The organism is Sphingomonas sp. GM_Shp_1, from assembly GCF_026540895.1.
Lineage (GTDB): Bacteria > Pseudomonadota > Alphaproteobacteria > Sphingomonadales > Sphingomonadaceae > Sphingomonas.
On record NZ_JALNUR010000034.1, the window covers coordinates 16,403 to 33,243 of the forward strand.

Sequence of the window (16,841 nt, forward strand, 5' to 3'; positions counted from 1 at the left end):
CGGATCGGAAACGGTTTTTGGTCGGCGGCAAATATATGTTGCGCCCGCCGCCCGAGCATGGCTACCCATAGGAAAAATAGAATTAGTCGGAGAAGATCGGTGCGCTCATGCTGCCATGCCCCGTCGCGTCGCGACGTCCTTGCGACCGCCAGCATCGGCGCGCTGGCGACCGGATGGGGGGCGGTGATGCCCGCCGCCGCCTGGGCGCAGGCCAAGGCGATCAGCCCCGCGCCCGCCACGATGGTCCAGCCCTTCGACATGGCCGATGTGACGCTGGCGGACAGTCCCTTCCTCCATGCGCAGAAGATGACCGAGGCGTATCTGATGCGCCTGCAACCCGATCGGCTGCTCGCCAATTTCCGCACCAATGCCGGTTTGAAGCCCAAGGCGCCCGTCTATGGCGGCTGGGAATCGGAACCGATGTGGGACGAGATCAACTGCCATGGCCATACGCTGGGCCATTATCTGTCCGCCTGCGCGCTGGCTTACCGCGCGACCAAGGACAAGCGCTATCGCCAGCGGATCGACTATATCGCGAACGAACTGGCCGCGTGCCAGAAGGCGGCGGGCACCGGCCTGGTCTGCGCCTTCCCCAAGGGGGCCGCGCTGGTCGCCGCGCATCTGCGGGGCGAGCCGATCACCGGTGTGCCCTGGTACACGCTGCACAAGGTCTATGCGGGGCTTCGCGACTCGGTGCTGCTGGCGGACAGCGCGCCGTCGCGCGCGGTGCTGATCCGGCTGGCCGATTGGGGCGTGGTGGCGACCAGGCCGCTGTCGGACGAACAGTTCGAGACGATGCTGCAAACCGAATATGGCGGCATGAACGAGGTCTATGCCGACCTGTATTTCATGACCGGTAACGAGGATTATCGCGCGCTGTCCCGGCGTTTTTCGCAAAAGGCGGTGATGAACCCGCTGGTCAAGGGGCAAGATCATCTCGACGGGATGCACGCCAACACGCAAATCCCCAAGATCATCGGTTTCCAGCGCGTGTTCGAGGCGACCGGCGACGACCAGTATCGGAATGCGGCGGCGTTCTTCTGGCGGACGGTGGCGCATACCCGCGCCTTCGCGACCGGCGGGCATGGCGATGGCGAGCATTTCTTCGCCATGGCCGATTTCGACAAGCATGTGTTCTCGGCCAAGGGCTCGGAAACCTGCTGCCAGCACAATATGCTGAAGCTGACCCGCGCCTTGTTCCTGCACGATCCGCGCGCCGAATATGCCGATTATTACGAGCGAACGCTCTATAACGGCATCCTCGCCTCGCAGGACCCGGACTCCGGGATGGCGACCTATTTCCAGGGCGCGCGGCCGGGCTACATGAAGCTCTATCACACCCCCGAAGACAGCTTCTGGTGCTGCACCGGCACGGGGATGGAAAATCATGTGAAGTATCGCGACTCGATCTACTTCCATGACGACCGCGCGATGTACGTGAACCTCTTCATCCCCTCCAGCGTGACCTGGGCCGACAAGGGCGCGGTGCTGACCCAGGCGACCCGTTTTCCGGAGGCGGGGAACACCGAGTTCCGCTGGAAGCTGCGCCAGCCGACCGAGTTGACGCTGAAATTGCGCCACCCGAAATGGAGCCGGGCCGCGACCCTGCTGGTCAACGGGGCCGAGGTCCAGCGCTCGGACAAGCCGGGCAGCTATGCCGAGGTGACCCGGACGTGGAAGACCGGCGACACGGTCGAATGGCGGATGGTCATGGAACCCGGCGTCGAAAGCGCCCCCGCCGCGCCGGAGATCGTTGCCTTCACCTATGGCCCGCTGGTGCTGGCGGGCGCGCTGGGCCGCGAAGGGCTGGCCCCGGGCGCGGACATCATCGTCAACGAGCGCAAATATGGCGAGTATAACGACACGCCCTTCCAGGCGCCGACCCTGTCTGGTGAGCCGGAGGAGCTGACGCGCAAGATCAGTGCCTCGGGCAAGCCGCTGGAGTTCACAATCCCTGCGGCGGACGGCCAACCGGTGCGGCTGGTCCCGTACCACCGGATCGCGCATGAGCGATATGCAACGTATTGGAAGCTGGCCTGATCGCGGACCACAATTAACCCGGCCAAGGCCGGGGTTTGGTTGCCTTTTCGTTGCGGTTAATTTGTTCGCGCGGAGGCGTGGAGGATGCAGAGAGGGTGTCCGATTGGCCGCAGCCTGCCCTCACCATGACGCGGTGGAAAGAAGCATAAATCTGCCACGGGCGAAACACCTCCGCGTTCTCCGCGCCTCCGCGCGAACAAAATCTCTCTCGACGCATCGGCGCTCCGCCGACCGCATGGCATCTGGACCCCGGCCTTCGCCGGGATCGTGCGGTTGAATTGCGTCGGAATATGGTGGGCGATGACGGGCTCGAACCGCCGACATTCTCGGTGTAAACGAGACGCTCTACCAACTGAGCTAATCGCCCCCTCGGGGTAAGCCCCGCCTAATGCCGATGCGTTCTGCGTCTGGCAAGCCGCTTTTGCGCGGCCAACCAAATCGGTTCCTTTGTTGGATACAAAGTCGATTATCTCCGGTACATAACGAGAACATCGGGAACGGGCGCGGTCGAGGGAGCGACCGGGTTCGGGCTCGATGCTTCGGGGGGAGCGGGGATGGCCGAAACGGGGGAGGGCGCGCGGTGGACGACGGCGCGGCGACGGCAATTCCTGGAGGCGCTGGCGGTCAGCGCCGATGCGGGCGTGGCGGCACGGGCGGTGGGAGAGACGCTCGGGGCCGTCCGCTCGCTCAGGCGGCGCGACCGGGCCTTTGGCGAGGCCTGGGACCAGGCGATCGGCGCGGCGCATGCGCTGGTCGAGGAAGGGCTGTTGCGCCGGATGCTCGCCCTGTTGGCGGCCGGGGACGGGGAGGGAGGCGGAGAGGCCGGTGCGGGGACCACCGGCCTCTCCATCACCCCGCCGCTCGCACCGACCGAGGTGCAACTCTATTTGAAGCTGCTCGCACGCCGCGATGTGCTGGCGAAGGCCGGTGACTCGGGCAACGAGGCGGCGCGGGCGAGTGCGGCGGAGACCGATGCGGCGCTGGAACGCGCGCTCGATGGCTTGGCGCGGCGGCGGTTGAAGGGGATGGCGTGATGGCGAGGGAGGATGCGGCGACGCGGCTTGTCACGCTGGCGATGCTGGAACCGGTGGCGCGGGAGCGGGCGCTGGCCGCGCTGACCCCGGCGCAGAAGCGCGAACTGGTCGAGCGATGGGAATTATGGGCGCATGACGGACAGGTCGCGCCGCCGGGCGACTGGCGGGTCTGGTTGATCCGGGCGGGGCGCGGGTTCGGCAAGACGCGCGCCGGGGCGGAATGGGTGAGCAGTCTCGCCCGCGACAATCCGGGGGCGCGGATCGCCTTGATGGGCGCGACCCTGCGCGATGTGGAACGGGTGATGGTGCGCGGCGAAAGCGGACTGTTGGCGGTGGCGCGCAAGGGCGAGACGCCGAAGTGGATCGGCAGCCTGGGGCAGGTGCATTTCGCGTCGGGCGCGATCGGCTTCGCCTATTCGGCCGCCGCGCCCGAGGCTCTGCGCGGGCCGCAGCATCATGCGGCGTGGTGCGACGAGCTGGGCAAGTGGAAGGGGGAGGCCGGATGGGACAATCTGATGATGACGCTCCGGCTGGGCGAGCAGCCGCGCGTGCTGGTCACGACCACGCCGCGGGCGACGCCGCTGATGCGCAAGGTCATGGCGCTGCCCGATTGCGTCGAGACGATGGGGCGGACCAGCGACAATGCCCATCTGCCCGACAGCTTCCAGGAGGCGATGATCGCGCAATATGGCGACACGCGGCTGGGGCGGCAGGAGCTGGACGGCGAGATGGTCGACGATCGCGAGGGGGCGCTGTGGACCCGCGCGCTGCTCGACCGGCAACGGGCCAAGACGGTGCCCGCGCTCGACCGGGTGGTGGTCGGCGTCGATCCGCCTGCGACGAGCAGCGGCGATGCCTGCGGGATCGTCGCGGTCGGGCTGGGGCGCGACGGTCATGGCTATGTGCTGGAGGATGCGAGCGAGGCGGGCCTGTCGCCCGAGGGCTGGGCGGCGCGGGTGGCGGGATGTGCTCGGCGGAACCGCGCGGACCGGGTGGTGGCCGAACGCAACCAGGGCGGCGACATGGTGGAGAGTGTGCTGCGGCTCGCCGATCCGACCCTGCCGGTGCATCTGGTCTATGCCTCTATCGGCAAGGCGGCGCGCGCCGAGCCGGTGTCGTTCCTCTACGCGCAGGGGCGGGTGTGGCATGCGCGGGGGTTCCCGGCGCTGGAGGACGAGCTGTGCGGGCTGGGCGTGGCGGGGGCCTATGACGGGCCCGGCCGCTCGCCGGACCGGGCGGATGCGCTGGTCTGGGCGCTGACCGAACTGATGCTGTCGGGGCGGGGGCCGCCGGGGATACGGAATCTCTGAACCCGTCATCCCAGCGAAGGCTGGGATCTCCGGGTGGTGCAGCAATGGGTCGAGAGAGGCCCCAGCCTTCGCTGGGGCGACGGACGCCGATTTGGGGCGGCGGGCCTTTCGAGGAGGGATGACGATGAGGATGTTCGGTCGCAAGACCGGGCGGGGGGCCGCGCGTCCGCTGCTCGGATTGGGTTTGGCCCGGTCGGGGGTGCCGTTGACGGGCTCGGCACCGTCCTATGAGACCCAGGTGCGCGAGGGGTATTTGCGCAACCCGGTGGCGCAGCGTGCGGTGCGGATGGTCGCGGGCGGGCTGGCCGATGCGCCGCTCAGCGCCTCGCATCCCGAACTCGTCGCTTTGGTCGCGGCGCGCAGCGAGGGGCAGGCGCTGTTGGAGACGGTGGCGACCCATCTGCTGCTGCACGGCAATGCCTATGTGCAGATCCTGCGCGATGCCGAGGGCGAGGTGGCCGAGCTGTTCGCGCTGCGCCCGGAGCGGGTGACGATGGAGCTGGACTCGAGCGGCTGGCCCGCCGCGTTCCTCTACCGCGCCGGGGGACGGGTGACGACGCTGCCGGTCGATCCGGTGCGGCCGCAGGTCGTGCATTTGAAAAGCTGCCACCCGCTCGACGATCATTACGGGTTGGGCTGTCTGGGCGCGGCGGCGGGGGCGATCGCGATCCACAATGCGGCGGCGGCGTGGAACCGGGCGCTGCTCGACAATGCGGCGCGGCCTTCGGGGGCCTTGGTCTATGATCCGGGTGATGGTTCGACGCTGACGCCCGACCAGTTCGAGCGGTTGCGTGCCGAGATGGAAGGTTTTGCCGGAAGCGGCAATGCCGGGCGTCCGCTGCTGCTGGAGGGCGGACTGAAGTGGCAGGCGATGAGCCTGTCGCCGGCAGAATTAGACTTCATCGCGGCAAAATCGTCGGCGGCGCGCGAGATCGCACTGGCCTTTGGCGTACCGCCGATGCTGCTCGGGCTCCCCGGTGACAACACCTATGCCAATTACCGCGAGGCGAACCGGGCGCTGTGGCGACAGGCGATCCTGCCGCTGGCGGGCGCGATCCTGAGCGGGCTTTCGCAAGGGCTGGCGGGCTGGTTCGAGGGGGCGAGCCTGTCGGTCGACATCAACCGTGTCACCGCTCTGGCCGAGGAACGCCAGATGCTGTGGCAGATGGCGGCGAGCGCCGACTTCCTCGATCCGGCGGAGAAGCGCCAGATGGTCGGCCTGTCATGAGCGGCGACGTTCTGGCGCGGCTGCTGGCGCAGGCGGCGGACAGCGGCGCGGATCTGGTGACGCTGCGCGCGGTCGCCGAGGAGGCGGGCGAGCTGGGCGCGACACGGGCGCTGACCCGGCTGGGCCTGGCCGATGCCGATGCGGCGGAGGATGTCGCCGAACTGCGCGAACTGCTGTCGGCGTGGCGCGAGGCCAAGTCGTCGGTGTGGAAAAGCGCGGTCGGCTGGCTGACGCGGCTGCTGGGGGCGCTGCTGCTGGCGGGAATCGCGATGCGGCTGGGGATGGAGGACTGGCTGAAATGAGCCTGCACTTCACCGGCTATGCCGCGATCTGGGACCGGATGGACCGGGCGGGCGATGTCATGCGGCGCGGCGCCTTTGCGGGAGCGGGCGACGTGCCCCTGCTGTGGCAGCATCGGGGCGAGCCGATGGGGCGGATCGTCGGACTGACGGAAGACGACACCGGGCTCGCCGTCGAGGGCGTGGTCGGCGATCCGGCGCTCGCCGCGCTGGTCCGTTCGGGCGCGGTGGCGGGGCTGTCGGTCGGATACCGGCCGCGTGTCGTCCATCAGGGCGCGGCCCGCGCCATCCTGTCGGCCGAGCTTATCGAAATCAGTCTGGTGACGGTGCCGATGCAGCCGCTCGCCCGGGTGACTCAGTTTTTGACCAAGGGGGATTGATATGGACGTGATCGAACGACCCGTGCTGGACGGCGCGCGGGCAGCGAAGAGCGGCGCCTTTGACGGCTATGTGCGCAGCGGCACGACCGTCGAGCTGAAGGCCTTTACCGGCACCACCGGCGACAGCGGCGGGTTCGCCGTGCCGCGTGAGATCGACGCGGCGATCGCCTCGGTCCTGAAGAATGTCTCGCCGATCCGCGCCATCGCCAATGTCGTGACGGTGGGCTCGGCGGGGTATCGCAAGCTGGTGACGACCGGCGGCACACCCTCGGGCTGGGCGAGTGAGACGGCGGCGCGGCCCGAAACCGCGACGCCCAGCTTCGTCGAACTCGCCCCGCCGATGGGCGAGCTGTACGCCAACCCTTCGGCCAGCCAGGCGATGCTGGACGATGCGGCCTTCGATGTGGAGGGCTGGCTCGCGGGCGAGATCGCGACCGAGTTCGCGCGGGCCGAGGGACAGGCTTTCATCAACGGCTCGGGCGTCAACCGGCCCAAGGGCTTCCTGACCAATGCCATCTCGACCGCCAAGGACGGGGTGCGCCCGTTCGGCACGCTGCAATATCTGGCGACCGGCGCGACGGGGGCGTTCGGGGCCAAGGCGGATGAGCGGCTGGTCGATCTGGTCCAGTCGCTCCGGGCGCCCTACCGCCAGGGCGCGTGCTTCGTCATGAATGCGGCGACCTCGGCGAGCATCCGCAAGCTGAAGACGACGGACGGCCAGTTCATCTGGGCACCGGGCCTGACGGCGGGCCAGCCCGCCACCCTGCTCGGCTATCCGGTGATCGAGGCGGAGGACATGCCCGATATCGCGGACAATGCGTGCGCCATCGCCTTCGGCAATTTCCAGGCGGGCTATCTGATCACCGAACGCGCCGAGACCGCGATCCTGCGCGATCCGTACAGCAACAAGCCGTTCGTGACTTTCTACGCCACGCGGCGAGTCGGCGGCTGCGTCAGCGACTCGGAGGCGATCAAGCTGATGAAGTTCGCGACGAACTAAATCGCTGGAAAAATCGGGGCAGCCCGCAGGAGGCTGCCCCGTAGTTCAGGGAGAATGCCGAGCCCGGCCGGGGGGCGCAGGGTCGGCATGGCCGGTGCCCAAGGGGGAGGCGGGCAGCGGCTGAAAACGTCTCTGCTCCCCAAGTGTGACGCCCATGTGTCCGGCTTGTCGCAACTTGTATCGGTGAAGGAGAATTCATCATGAGCGGGATCAGGGAGCCCATGCCCGCCCAGTCCGTCACGGCGGCGGCGGGCGCGGTGCGCGCGCTGTTGCGACTGGAAGAAGGGAATGAGGCGGCGCTGGTGGAGCGCGTCGCGGGCGTCGCGCTGGGGCTGGCCGAATCCTTTTGCGGGCAGATGCTGATTCAGCGGATCGTCGAGGAACCGGTGCCAGGTGCACTGGCGTGGCAGGCGCTGTCGGCGACGCCGGTCGTCGCGATACTGTCCGGCGGCGTGGGCGAGATCGACCGCGACGGGCGCGGCTGGGTCCGGGCGGGGGAGGCGGTGACGGTGCGGTATCGCGCGGGGCTCGCCGAGGGCTGGGCGGGCCTGCCGCCCGAAATCGCGCATGGCGTGGCGATCATGGGCGCGCATCTGTTCGACAATCGCGATGCCGCCGTGGCGCCGCCCGCCGCCGTCGCGGCCCTGTGGCGGCCCTGGCGGCGGATGCGGCTCGACGCGCCGAGGCGGGCATGACCGCGCGGGAGGCCTTGCGGGCCGGGCTGTTGGCGGCCTTGCGCGCCGCGTTGCAGCCGCTGGCGGTGACGGTGTTCGACGCCGTGCCGGTCCGGGCCAGCGTGCCGCAGGCGGTGCTGGGCGAGCCGGGCGAGAGCGACTGGGGCGCGGCGGGGATCGAGGGGCGCGAACTGCGCGTGGCCGTCACGCTGACCGACGAGGGCGAACGGCCCCTTCGGCTGCGCGCCGCGATGCAGGCGGTGGAGGGAATCACGCTGTCGGCTGCGCTGGCCGATGGCTGGCAGGTGGCGGGGTGGGCCGTGACGGCGACCCGCATGGTGAAGACGGGCGCACGCTGGACGGCGAGCGTCGAGTGGCGCGCGCGGTTGTGGCGCGTGGGGCAATAGGGGGAAACGGGCATGGCAATCGAAAAGGGAAGCGCCTTTCTGCTCAAGATCGGCGACGGGGCGGAACCGCCTGCCTTCGCCACCATGGCGGGGCTGCGCACGACGCAACTGTCGATCAATGGCGAGACGGTGGTGGTGACGAGCAAGGATTCGGGCGGCTGGCGCGAGCTGCTGTCCGGCGCGGGCGTGCGGCATGTCAGCGTCGCGGGTGCGGGCGTCTTCACCGGATCGGCGGCGGAGGCACGGATGCGCGGCCATGCGCTGGCGGGCACCATCGAGACCTATCGGTTGAGCTTCGAGAGCGGCGGGTCGATGACCGGGCGGTTCCTGGTCACGCGCCTCGATTACAGCGGCGATTTCGGCGGCGAGCGGACCTACACGCTGGCCCTGGAAAGCTCCGGCGCGGTGGTGGCGGCATGAGCGCGGCGGCGAACCCGGTGCGGGGCGAGGCGGCGCTGCGTGTGGGCGGTGCGGAACTGGTCGTGCGGCCGAGCTTCCAGGCGCTGGTCGCGGCGGAGGGCGAGCTGGGCCCGCTGTTCGAACTGGTCGAGCGGGCGGGCGAGGGCAAGCTGTCGCTGGGCGAGGCGGCGGCGCTGATCTGGCATTGCCTGCGCGAGGTGCCAGAGGGGTTGAGCCGCGAGCAGTTGGGCGAGGCGTTGGTGGAACTGGGGCTGGCGACGCTGGCGCCCGTGCTGCGGCAATTGCTGCGCCAGATATTGGGCGGGAAATGACCTTTGCCGAGGAGGCGGGGCGGCTGGCAGGGATGGCGGGCGCGGTGCTGGGCTGGTCGCCCGACCGCTTCTGGCGCGCCACGCCCGCCGAGCTTCGGGCGGTGGTGACGGCGATGATGGGGCCGACCGGGGGCGATCCGCCCTCGGCCGCCACGCTCGCCCGGTTGCGGGAGATGTATCCGGATGGATGAGCAGGACTTTGCACCCCGCATCGACATGCGGGGCTTCGCCGCCGACATGGCCGCGATGCGTGCCGATCTGTCGCGCGGTCTGGGCGATGCGGCCGAGATCGGCGCGCGGACGGTCGAGGGGGCGCTGCTGCGCGCGGCGCGGACCGGCAAATTTGGCTTCGAGGAACTGAAGGCGACCGCCTTGTCGGTGCTCGACCAGATCGCACGGGCAGCGTTGCGACAGGGCATGGGGGCCATGAAGGACGGCGCGGGGATGCTCGACCTGTTGAGCGGTCTGAGCGGCTTGCCCGGCCGGGCGACGGGGGGACCGGTATCGCCCGACCGGCCCTATCTGGTCGGCGAGCGCGGCCCCGAACTCTTCGTGCCGACCAGCAGCGGACGGGTGGAGACACTGCGCCCCGGCGGTTCGCCGCGCGATGTGCGGGTGGCGATCACGATCAACGCCGGGCCGGGCGAGGCGGGGGGCGTGTTGCAACGCTCCAGTCGCCAGGTGGCGCGGGCGGTCCGGGCCGCTCTGGCGGAGGATTGAGGGCGGGCATGCCCCTCCACCACGCCCTGCGGGCGCGGTCCCCCTCCCCATCGGAGATGGGGAGGATTTGGGAAACGCTATTCCTCCCCACGCTCGGCTTGGGGAGGGGGACCGCCGGGCGTCAGCCCGTTGGTGGAGGGGCGGGAGCCTCGACATCTGGGAGACGAACCCCATGCAATACTGCCTGCACAGCGAACGCCGGGACCAGCGGAGCGATATGCTGACCCGCTTCGACCCGCGCTATTGGACGGTCGATTTCCCGCGCCCGATGATGGCGTCGGTGGTCGCGACCGCGCCCGATGCCTTGCGCGTCGATACGGTCTTCTACCGCGCCGACGATCTGGCCGGGCTGATCTGGGAGTCGGCGGATCGGCACGACCATCCGCTGCTGCGCTATGACACGGTGCGCGACTATCGCGACTGCCGGTTGCGGTTCCGCTGGCGCTCCGGAGGGATCAAGCCGCTCGACGCGGTGCACGGCCCGACCCTGACGATCGAGGGACGCGATGCGCAAGGGCGGCCCCGTGACTGGTATGTCAGGCTGTGGAATTACGCGACCGGGACGCCGGAGGATGCGGAGATCGTCATCGACTTCGCGACGCTGGCGGGTGGGTTCAAATTCCCCGAGGATCGCGATCCCGTCTGGGCGGGGGATGTCGACCGCATGTTCATCTCGCTGGTCGCCCCCGGTTACGACGCGCGTACGGGATTTCTGGCGGAGACGCAGGAAGGCTGGGTCGAGATGACCGGCATCGCCTGTGACGGGCCGGGTTCGGTGATCGGGGTCTGCGCGGCGGTGCTGCCCGAGCAGGGCTTCGGGATCGCGAGCGGTTATGACGACAGCTATCACCTGACGCCGCAGCGTTTGCTGCGCAACATGCTGCACCTCGGCTATCGGGGGAGCATCGTCCATTATGTCGGCATGAGCCATTATTTCCGGCTCGAACGCAGCGGCGACGGGCTCTACGCCGGCCTGGCTGGAGGGGCGCTCAACACCGCCTGCGCCGCCTGGCATCGCGCTTTGGCGGGCGAGGCGAAGGCGCTGGGCTATGGCCTGATCTGGTCGCTCTCCTATGAGCTGTTCGATGCGCATTGCTGGGGCGACTGGAAACAGCGCTCGGCGGATGGTGCCCCCGCCCTGACCGGCTGGGAGCCGCCCTCGACCTTGCTCAGCCCGGCGCATGCGGGGGCGATGGCCTATCTCCAGGCGGTCGCGCGGGCCTTTCTCGCCATCGGCCAGGCGGCGGGGCTGGCGCCGCAATTCCAGGTCGGCGAGCCCTGGTGGTGGGTGCGTCCCTCCGACGGTGCGCCGTGCCTCTACGATGCGGCGGCGGTGGCGGCCTTCGCGCCGGTGCCGATGGCGACCATGGCCGGCGCGAAAAGCCAGGCGCAGCGCGATACGCTCGACCGGGCAGGCGCGTGTCTGGCGGCATCGACGGCGGCTTTGTGCGCAGCGGCCAAGGCGGCCGCACCGGGCTGTGTCACCCATTTGCTCACCTATCTGCCGACCGTGCTCGATCCGCTCGCGCCCGAGGCTAGCCGCGCCAACATGCCGGTCGGCTGGGCGAGCCCGGCCTTCGATGTGTTGCAATTGGAGGATTATGACTGGGTGACGGCGGGCGACACCGCCTCGACCCGCAAGGGCGTGGCGCTGGCCGAGGCGCGGCTCGGCTATCCGCCTACGCGCCAGCATTATCTGGCGGGCTTCGTGCTGCGCGCCGACCAGCGGGAGCAATGGAGCCGCATCGCCGACGCGGCGCAGGTCGCGCGCGAGCGGGGCGTCGCCGCGACGTATCTATGGGCGATGCCGCAGGTGATGCGCGACGGCTTTGTGTGTTGGGAGGGGGAAGACGATATGCAGGCTTTCGACGATATACTCTTCCCCCTGGCGCTGGGGCGCGAGGCGGAGGTGACGCCGGGTTTCTCCACCGCCATCCTGACCGGCGCGGGCGGACGCGAGGCGCGTAATGCGAGTTGGGCGGAGGCGCGGACGACCTATGATGTCGGGCCCGGCATCCGCTCGGCGGAGGATATCGCCGCGCTGCTGGGCTTCTTCCGCGCGCGGATGGGCCCGGCGCGGGGGTTCCGCCTGCGCGATCCGTTCGACAGTGTCGGCATGGACGAGGCGTTGGGCACCGGCGACGGCACCACGCGCCGGTTCGCGCTGGTCCGCCATTATGGCGACCAGTCGCGGCGCATCACCCGGCCGGTGGGGGGCAGCGTCTCGGTCAAGGTCGCGGGACAGGGCGTGACCGGCTTCGTCGTGGAGCCGGGCGGCTGGCTGCTGCTCGACACCGCGCCCGCCGCCGGAGCACCGATCACCGCCAGCTTTACCTTCGACGTGCCCGTGCGCTTTGCCGAGGACCGGCTGAGCGCGACGCTGGCCGGGTTCCGCGCGGGCGCGGCCCCGTCGGTGCCGTTGGTCGAGGTGCGGGAGGCATGAGCGCCGACACGCTGACCACCCGCGTCCTGTGCTGGCGGATCGAGCGGCGCGACGGGGTGACGATCGGGCTGACCGGGCATGACCATGATCTGTGGATCGACGGCGTGCGCTACCGCGCCGCGCCGGGCCTGATGCCGAGTGCGATCCTGCGCGGCGATGCGCTGGACCCCGACATGATGGAGGCGACGGGCGCGCTGACCAGTGCCGCGATCGCCGAGCGGGACTTGCTGGCCGGTCGCTGGGACGGGGCGAGCGTCGCGGCGATCGCGGTCGACTGGACCGGCGGGGCCGCGCCCGTGCCGCTGGGGCAGGGGGTGATCGGCGCGGTGCAACTGGGCGATGGGGGCTTCACCGCCGAACTGCGCGGCATGGGCGCGCTGCTCGATCAGCCGGTGGCGGAGGAGACCTCGCCCGACTGCCGCGCCTCGCTGGGCGACCGGCGGTGCCGGGTGGCGATGGCGGGGCGGCGGCGCTTCGCGCACGTCGCGGCCTGGGACGGCGAAGTGATGCTGACCCTCGACACCGTCGAGCCGGTCGCCAATGCCTATGGACAGGGGCGGCTGATCTGGTTCGGCGGGGCCAATACCGGGTTGGAGAGCGCGGTCGCGCGGTCGGAGGGGAACCGGCTTTGGCTCTCCGCCCCGCCCGCCTTCGCCATCGAGGGCACGCCGCTGATCGAACTGGTCGAGGGGTGCGACAAGCGGCTGGAGACCTGCCTGTCGCGCTTCGCCAATGTCGTGAATTTCCGGGGCGAGCCGTTCCTGCCCGGCATCGACCTGCTCACCCGCTACCCCGGCGCATGAGGGGCGTGGAGGCGGCGGCGCGGGCGCTGGTCGGCGTGCGGTTCCGACTGCATGGGCGCGATTCCGTGCATGGCCTCGATTGCGTCGGGCTGGTCGCGGCGGCGACCGGGCGGGAAGCGCCGACCGGCTATGGCTGGCGAAGCGGGGATGCGGGGCGGGTGGCGGCGCTGCTCGATGCGCAGTTCCTGCGGGGAGAGGATGAACCCGGCGCGGTGATGCTGCTGCGGGCCGGGCCTGGGCAACTGCACCTGGCGATCCGGGTCAGCGACGGGATCGTCCATGCCGATGCGGGGCTTCGCCGCGTCGCCTGGCGACCGGGTGCGCCGCCCTGGCCGGTGCTGGGCTATTGGAAGGGGGAGGGATAATGGCGACCTTGGTCTTGGGCACGGTGGGCCGTGCGCTGCTGGGGCCGGTGGGCGGCGCGATCGGCGCGCTGATCGGCAACCGGGTGGATCATGCCGTGCTGGGCTCGCCCCGGCGGCAGGGGCCGCGCCTGGCCGAGCTGTCGGTGCAGACCTCCAGCTACGGCACGCAGATGCCCGCCATCTTCGGCACGATGCGCGTGGCGGGCCCCGTCATCTGGGCGACCGATCTGGTCGAGTCGCGCGGCGTCTCCGGCGGGGGCAAGGGGCGGCCGAGCACGGAAAGCTACAGCTATTCCGCCAATTTCGCGGTCGCTCTGTCGGGGCGGACGATCCGGCGGGTCGGGCGCATCTGGGCGGATGGTCGCCTGCTGCGCGGGGAAGCGGGCGACTCCAAGGTCGCGACCGGCTTTCGCCTCTACACGGGTACCGAGGACCAGCCGGTCGATCCGCTGATCGCCTCCGTCGAGGGCGCGCGTGCCTCGGCCTTTCGGGGGATAGCCTATGCGGTGTTCGAGGGGCTGGCGCTGGCCGAGTTCGGCAACCGGATTCCCCAACTCACCTTCGAGGTGGAGGCGGATGCGGCGGCCCTGTCCTGCGGCACGATCGCGCAGGCCCTCTCGCCCTGGGTGCGGGCGGGCGATGGCGGCACGATGGTCGGCGGCTTTGCGGCGAGCGGGGGAAGCGTGCGCGCGGTGCTGGCGATGCTTGCCGATATGAGCGGCGGTCAGTGGGTGGCGGAGGGACGCGGCCTGCGCCTCGCCGTGCCCGACCCCGCCGCCGTTCCCACCCTCATCCAGGATGAGGGGATGGGCGCCGAGGGACCGGGCCGACGCGGCCAGCGCGAGGTGGCGGCGGAGGCGATCCTTCCGGCGAGCGTCACCGTCGCCCATTATGATCCGGCGCGCGACTATCAGATCGGGATGCAGCGCGCGCGCCGCGCCGGCGGGGTGCGTGACGAGCGGCTGGACCTGGCCGCCGCGCTCGATGCCGCCACGGCGCGGACGCTGGCCGAGGACCGGCTGGCGCGCAAACGGGCCGAGCGGGTGCGGCGGACCGTGACGCTCGGCCCCGATGCGCTGGCCATCGCGCCCGGTGGCCTCGTCACCATCGCGGGCGAGGCGGGACGCTGGCGCGTGGTCGAGGCGGCGTGGGAGGCCATGGCCGTCCGGCTGACCTGCGTGCCGGTCGGGCATGTCGGGCCGATGCGGGCGGCGTCGCCGGGGCGGATCGCGCGGGCGGCGGACCGGACCATCGGGGCGACGCGGCTGATCGCCTTCGAAGCGCCGCCGCTGACCGACGAACTGCTGTCCACCCCGCGCCTGATCGTCATTGCGGCGGGCGGGCCGGGATGGCGGCAGGCGAACCTCGCCTATAGCCTGGACGACGGGGCGAGTTGGACCGCGATCGGCACCACCGCGCCGCCGGGCGTGATCGGCAGCGTGACGGCGGTGACGCCGGGCGGCGGCACTACTGCGCTGATCGACCGGCGCGGCGCGTTCGTGGTGACGGTCGCGGAGGATCTGGCCGATGCCGATCCGGCGGCGATCGAGGCGGGGGCCAATCTCGCCTGGATCGGCGGCGAGCTGATCCAGTTCGCGCGGGCCGAGCCGCTGGGCGACCGACGCTGGCGATTGCGCGAGTTGCGGCGCGGCCTGCGCGGGACCGAGGCGATGATCGGGCAGGCCACGTCGGGAACCCCCTTCGCGCTGATCGCGGCGGAGTCGGTGCGGACCATCGACGTGCCGATCACCGCGCTGGGCGGTCGCGTCCGCTTCCTGGCACATGGCGTGGCGGACGGCACGGAGGGGGTGCAGGCGGTGGCGGAGGTCACCGGTCATTCGGTCCTGCCGCCCGCGCCGGTCGGACTGTGGAGCCGCCGGGGCGCGGACGGCAGCGTCACCCTGGGCTGGACCCGGCGAAGTCGGCTCGGGTGGCGCTGGCTCGACCGGGTCGATGCGCCGCTGGGCGAGGAGGCCGAGCGCTATCGCGTCACCCTGGGCGACCGGGAGGCGATCGTCACCGCCCCCGGCTGGACCGGCACGGCGAGCATGGGGGAGCGGGTGACGGTGCGGCAATTGGGGACCTGGGGCGCGTCGGCGCCGCTGGTCGGATTCGTGGGAGAGGATTGAGATGACGGGAGAAACGCCGCGCTGGACGCTGCCGCTGCTGACCGCGGGGCAGGCGCAGAAGGAGATCACCCATAACGAGGCGCTGACCCTGCTCGACATGGTGGTGCAACCCTGTGTCGAGGCGGTGGGCATCGACACCCCGCCCGACGCGCCCGTGCCGGGCCAGGCCTGGGTGGTCGGCGACCAGCCGGTGGCGGCGTGGAAGGACCGTGCCGCGATGCTGGCCGGATGGACCGAGGGCGGGTGGAGATTTCTCCCGCCGCGCCAAGGGCTTTCGGTTTGGAACAAGGCCGAGCAATGCCGATCCGACTGGGACGGGACGGCATGGCGGACGGGGCGTGTCGTCGCGCGCGAATTGACCGTGGCCGGTAAAAAAGTTTTGGGTGCGCAACAACCTGCCATCGCCTCGCCGGATGGAGGACAAGTCATTGATATAGAAGGACGTTATGCCCTGAATGCGGTGATTTTGGCATTGCGCAGCCATGGATTGATCGCCTCAGGCTGACGAAAATCCTGTGCTTTTAATGCCACAGTGCCGGGCTTTTGTTTGCTTGCGTGGAAACCAACACGTCGATAGTGGGTTTGCGCTGTCCGTAGTGACAACCAAGAAAGGGGACTATGATGCGGAAGCTTGCCATTGTTCTGGCACTCGCCTCCACCGCTCTGGCTTCGCCTGCCCTCGCCCGCGACAAGTCGTGGTACGTCGGCATCGAAGGCGGCGGGATGATCGTCGAGGACATCGATTATGATGTCACCGGCACGCGCACCGGCGTGGCCACTGTCGACCATGACTATGGTTATGACGTTGACGCCGTGATGGGTTACGACTTCGGTGGTTTCCGTCTGGAAACCGAAGTCGGCTATCGCCGCGCGACCGTCGACGGCTTCAGCTCGACCACGCTGACCAACACCGGCATCGGTGCGGGCACGGTTGCGGCTGGTAACTACGACTATGCCGGTGGTTCCACCTCGGCGCTCAGCTTCATGCTGAACGGCTTGCTGGACTTCGGTGCCGATGACGGCATCCAGGGCTTCGTCGGCGGCGGTGTTGGTGTCGCTCGCGTCAAGGCGAACTACAAGCTCAACAACCAGGCCGACTTCCTGAACGACTCGGACACCGTGTTCGCGTGGCAGGCTCTGGCGGGCATCCGTGCGCCGCTGACCGACCACATCGACGCGACGCTGAAGTATCGCTTCTTCAACGCCGAGAACGTCAAGCTGGTCGACGTCGCGAACAACACGTTCGACGGCCGTTTCCGTTCGCACTCGATCCTGGGT

The 16,841-nt window shown here is 69.9% G+C and carries 18 protein-coding genes, 1 tRNA gene and 1 pseudogene; 19 read left to right on the plus strand and 1 reads right to left on the minus strand.

All coding sequences use genetic code 11. From position 1 onward, the window contains the following. The first annotated feature begins 57 nt into the window (after positions 1–57). Positions 58–2,040 (plus strand): glycoside hydrolase family 127 protein, encoded by a 1,983-nt coding sequence (locus OXQ33_RS14460; protein WP_267435394.1) that lies wholly within the window; start codon positions 58–60, stop codon positions 2,038–2,040. A 291-nt stretch (positions 2,041–2,331) separates the two neighbouring features. On the opposite strand, the gene OXQ33_RS14465 is transcribed toward OXQ33_RS14460, so the two are convergent. Next, positions 2,332–2,407 (minus strand) — tRNA-Val (locus tag OXQ33_RS14465). Between the two features lie 187 nt (positions 2,408–2,594). Between OXQ33_RS14465 and OXQ33_RS14470 the strand changes: the two genes are divergently transcribed. From OXQ33_RS14470 to OXQ33_RS14555, 18 genes and pseudogenes are all read left to right on the plus strand, one after another. Next, on the plus strand, positions 2,595–3,074 hold the full coding sequence (locus OXQ33_RS14470; protein WP_267435395.1) for a hypothetical protein: 480 nt from the start codon (positions 2,595–2,597) through the stop codon (positions 3,072–3,074). Beyond that, a complete protein-coding gene (locus OXQ33_RS14475; RefSeq protein ID WP_267435396.1) occupies positions 3,074–4,384 on the plus strand; it encodes a terminase family protein in 1,311 nt (436 codons plus the stop codon). The genes OXQ33_RS14470 and OXQ33_RS14475 overlap by 1 nt, the downstream gene beginning before the upstream one ends. 124 nt (positions 4,385–4,508) lie before the next feature. Further along, positions 4,509–5,612: a phage portal protein gene (locus OXQ33_RS14480; protein ID WP_267435397.1), complete on the plus strand. Its 1,104-nt coding sequence runs from the start codon at positions 4,509–4,511 to the stop codon at positions 5,610–5,612. After that, entirely contained in the window at positions 5,609–5,914 is a 306-nt protein-coding gene (locus OXQ33_RS14485) for a DUF6127 family protein (protein WP_261268701.1), read from the plus strand. Before OXQ33_RS14480 ends, OXQ33_RS14485 begins: the two co-directional genes overlap by 4 nt. Further along, the gene (locus OXQ33_RS14490; protein ID WP_267435398.1) at positions 5,911–6,291 is read left to right on the plus strand and encodes an HK97 family phage prohead protease; all 381 of its coding nucleotides are present in this window, start codon (positions 5,911–5,913) and stop codon (positions 6,289–6,291) included. The genes OXQ33_RS14485 and OXQ33_RS14490 overlap by 4 nt, the downstream gene beginning before the upstream one ends. Position 6,292: 1 nt before the next feature. Next, entirely contained in the window at positions 6,293–7,291 is a 999-nt protein-coding gene (locus tag OXQ33_RS14495) for a phage major capsid protein (RefSeq protein ID WP_267435399.1), read from the plus strand. 200 nt (positions 7,292–7,491) lie between these two features. Beyond that, positions 7,492–7,986 carry a hypothetical protein gene (locus tag OXQ33_RS14500; protein ID WP_267435400.1) on the plus strand — a complete coding sequence of 165 codons (495 nt, stop codon included), beginning with the start codon at positions 7,492–7,494 and terminating at the stop codon, positions 7,984–7,986. After that, positions 7,983–8,372 carry a DUF3168 domain-containing protein gene (locus OXQ33_RS14505; RefSeq protein ID WP_267435401.1) on the plus strand — a complete coding sequence of 130 codons (390 nt, stop codon included), beginning with the start codon at positions 7,983–7,985 and terminating at the stop codon, positions 8,370–8,372. The genes OXQ33_RS14500 and OXQ33_RS14505 overlap by 4 nt, the downstream gene beginning before the upstream one ends. 12 nt (positions 8,373–8,384) lie before the next feature. Then, positions 8,385–8,792: a phage major tail protein, TP901-1 family gene (locus OXQ33_RS14510; RefSeq protein ID WP_267435402.1), complete on the plus strand. Its 408-nt coding sequence runs from the start codon at positions 8,385–8,387 to the stop codon at positions 8,790–8,792. After that, on the plus strand, positions 8,789–9,103 hold the full coding sequence (locus OXQ33_RS14515) for a gene transfer agent family protein (RefSeq protein WP_267435403.1): 315 nt from the start codon (positions 8,789–8,791) through the stop codon (positions 9,101–9,103). Before OXQ33_RS14510 ends, OXQ33_RS14515 begins: the two co-directional genes overlap by 4 nt. Beyond that, positions 9,100–9,294: a phage tail assembly chaperone gene (locus tag OXQ33_RS14520; RefSeq protein WP_267435404.1), complete on the plus strand. Its 195-nt coding sequence runs from the start codon at positions 9,100–9,102 to the stop codon at positions 9,292–9,294. The genes OXQ33_RS14515 and OXQ33_RS14520 overlap by 4 nt, the downstream gene beginning before the upstream one ends. Further along, a complete protein-coding gene (locus OXQ33_RS14525) occupies positions 9,287–9,823 on the plus strand; it encodes a tail tape measure protein (RefSeq protein WP_267435405.1) in 537 nt (178 codons plus the stop codon). The genes OXQ33_RS14520 and OXQ33_RS14525 overlap by 8 nt, the downstream gene beginning before the upstream one ends. 172 nt (positions 9,824–9,995) lie before the next feature. Then, positions 9,996–12,266, plus strand: coding sequence for a DUF2460 domain-containing protein (locus OXQ33_RS14530; RefSeq protein ID WP_267435406.1), 2,271 nt, complete (start codon positions 9,996–9,998; stop codon positions 12,264–12,266). Next, on the plus strand, positions 12,263–13,069 hold the full coding sequence (locus OXQ33_RS14535; RefSeq protein WP_267435407.1) for a DUF2163 domain-containing protein: 807 nt from the start codon (positions 12,263–12,265) through the stop codon (positions 13,067–13,069). The genes OXQ33_RS14530 and OXQ33_RS14535 overlap by 4 nt, the downstream gene beginning before the upstream one ends. Continuing rightward, positions 13,066–13,434: a peptidoglycan endopeptidase gene (locus tag OXQ33_RS14540; RefSeq protein ID WP_267435408.1), complete on the plus strand. Its 369-nt coding sequence runs from the start codon at positions 13,066–13,068 to the stop codon at positions 13,432–13,434. The genes OXQ33_RS14535 and OXQ33_RS14540 overlap by 4 nt, the downstream gene beginning before the upstream one ends. Then, a complete protein-coding gene (locus OXQ33_RS14545; protein WP_267435409.1) occupies positions 13,434–15,563 on the plus strand; it encodes a phage tail protein in 2,130 nt (709 codons plus the stop codon). Before OXQ33_RS14540 ends, OXQ33_RS14545 begins: the two co-directional genes overlap by 1 nt. A 1-nt stretch (position 15,564) precedes the next feature. Then, positions 15,565–16,068 carry a DUF2793 domain-containing protein gene (locus tag OXQ33_RS14550; RefSeq protein ID WP_267435410.1) on the plus strand — a complete coding sequence of 168 codons (504 nt, stop codon included), beginning with the start codon at positions 15,565–15,567 and terminating at the stop codon, positions 16,066–16,068. Between the two features lie 113 nt (positions 16,069–16,181). Further along, positions 16,182–16,841, plus strand: a pseudogene (locus tag OXQ33_RS14555) (outer membrane beta-barrel protein); the annotation flags it as partial.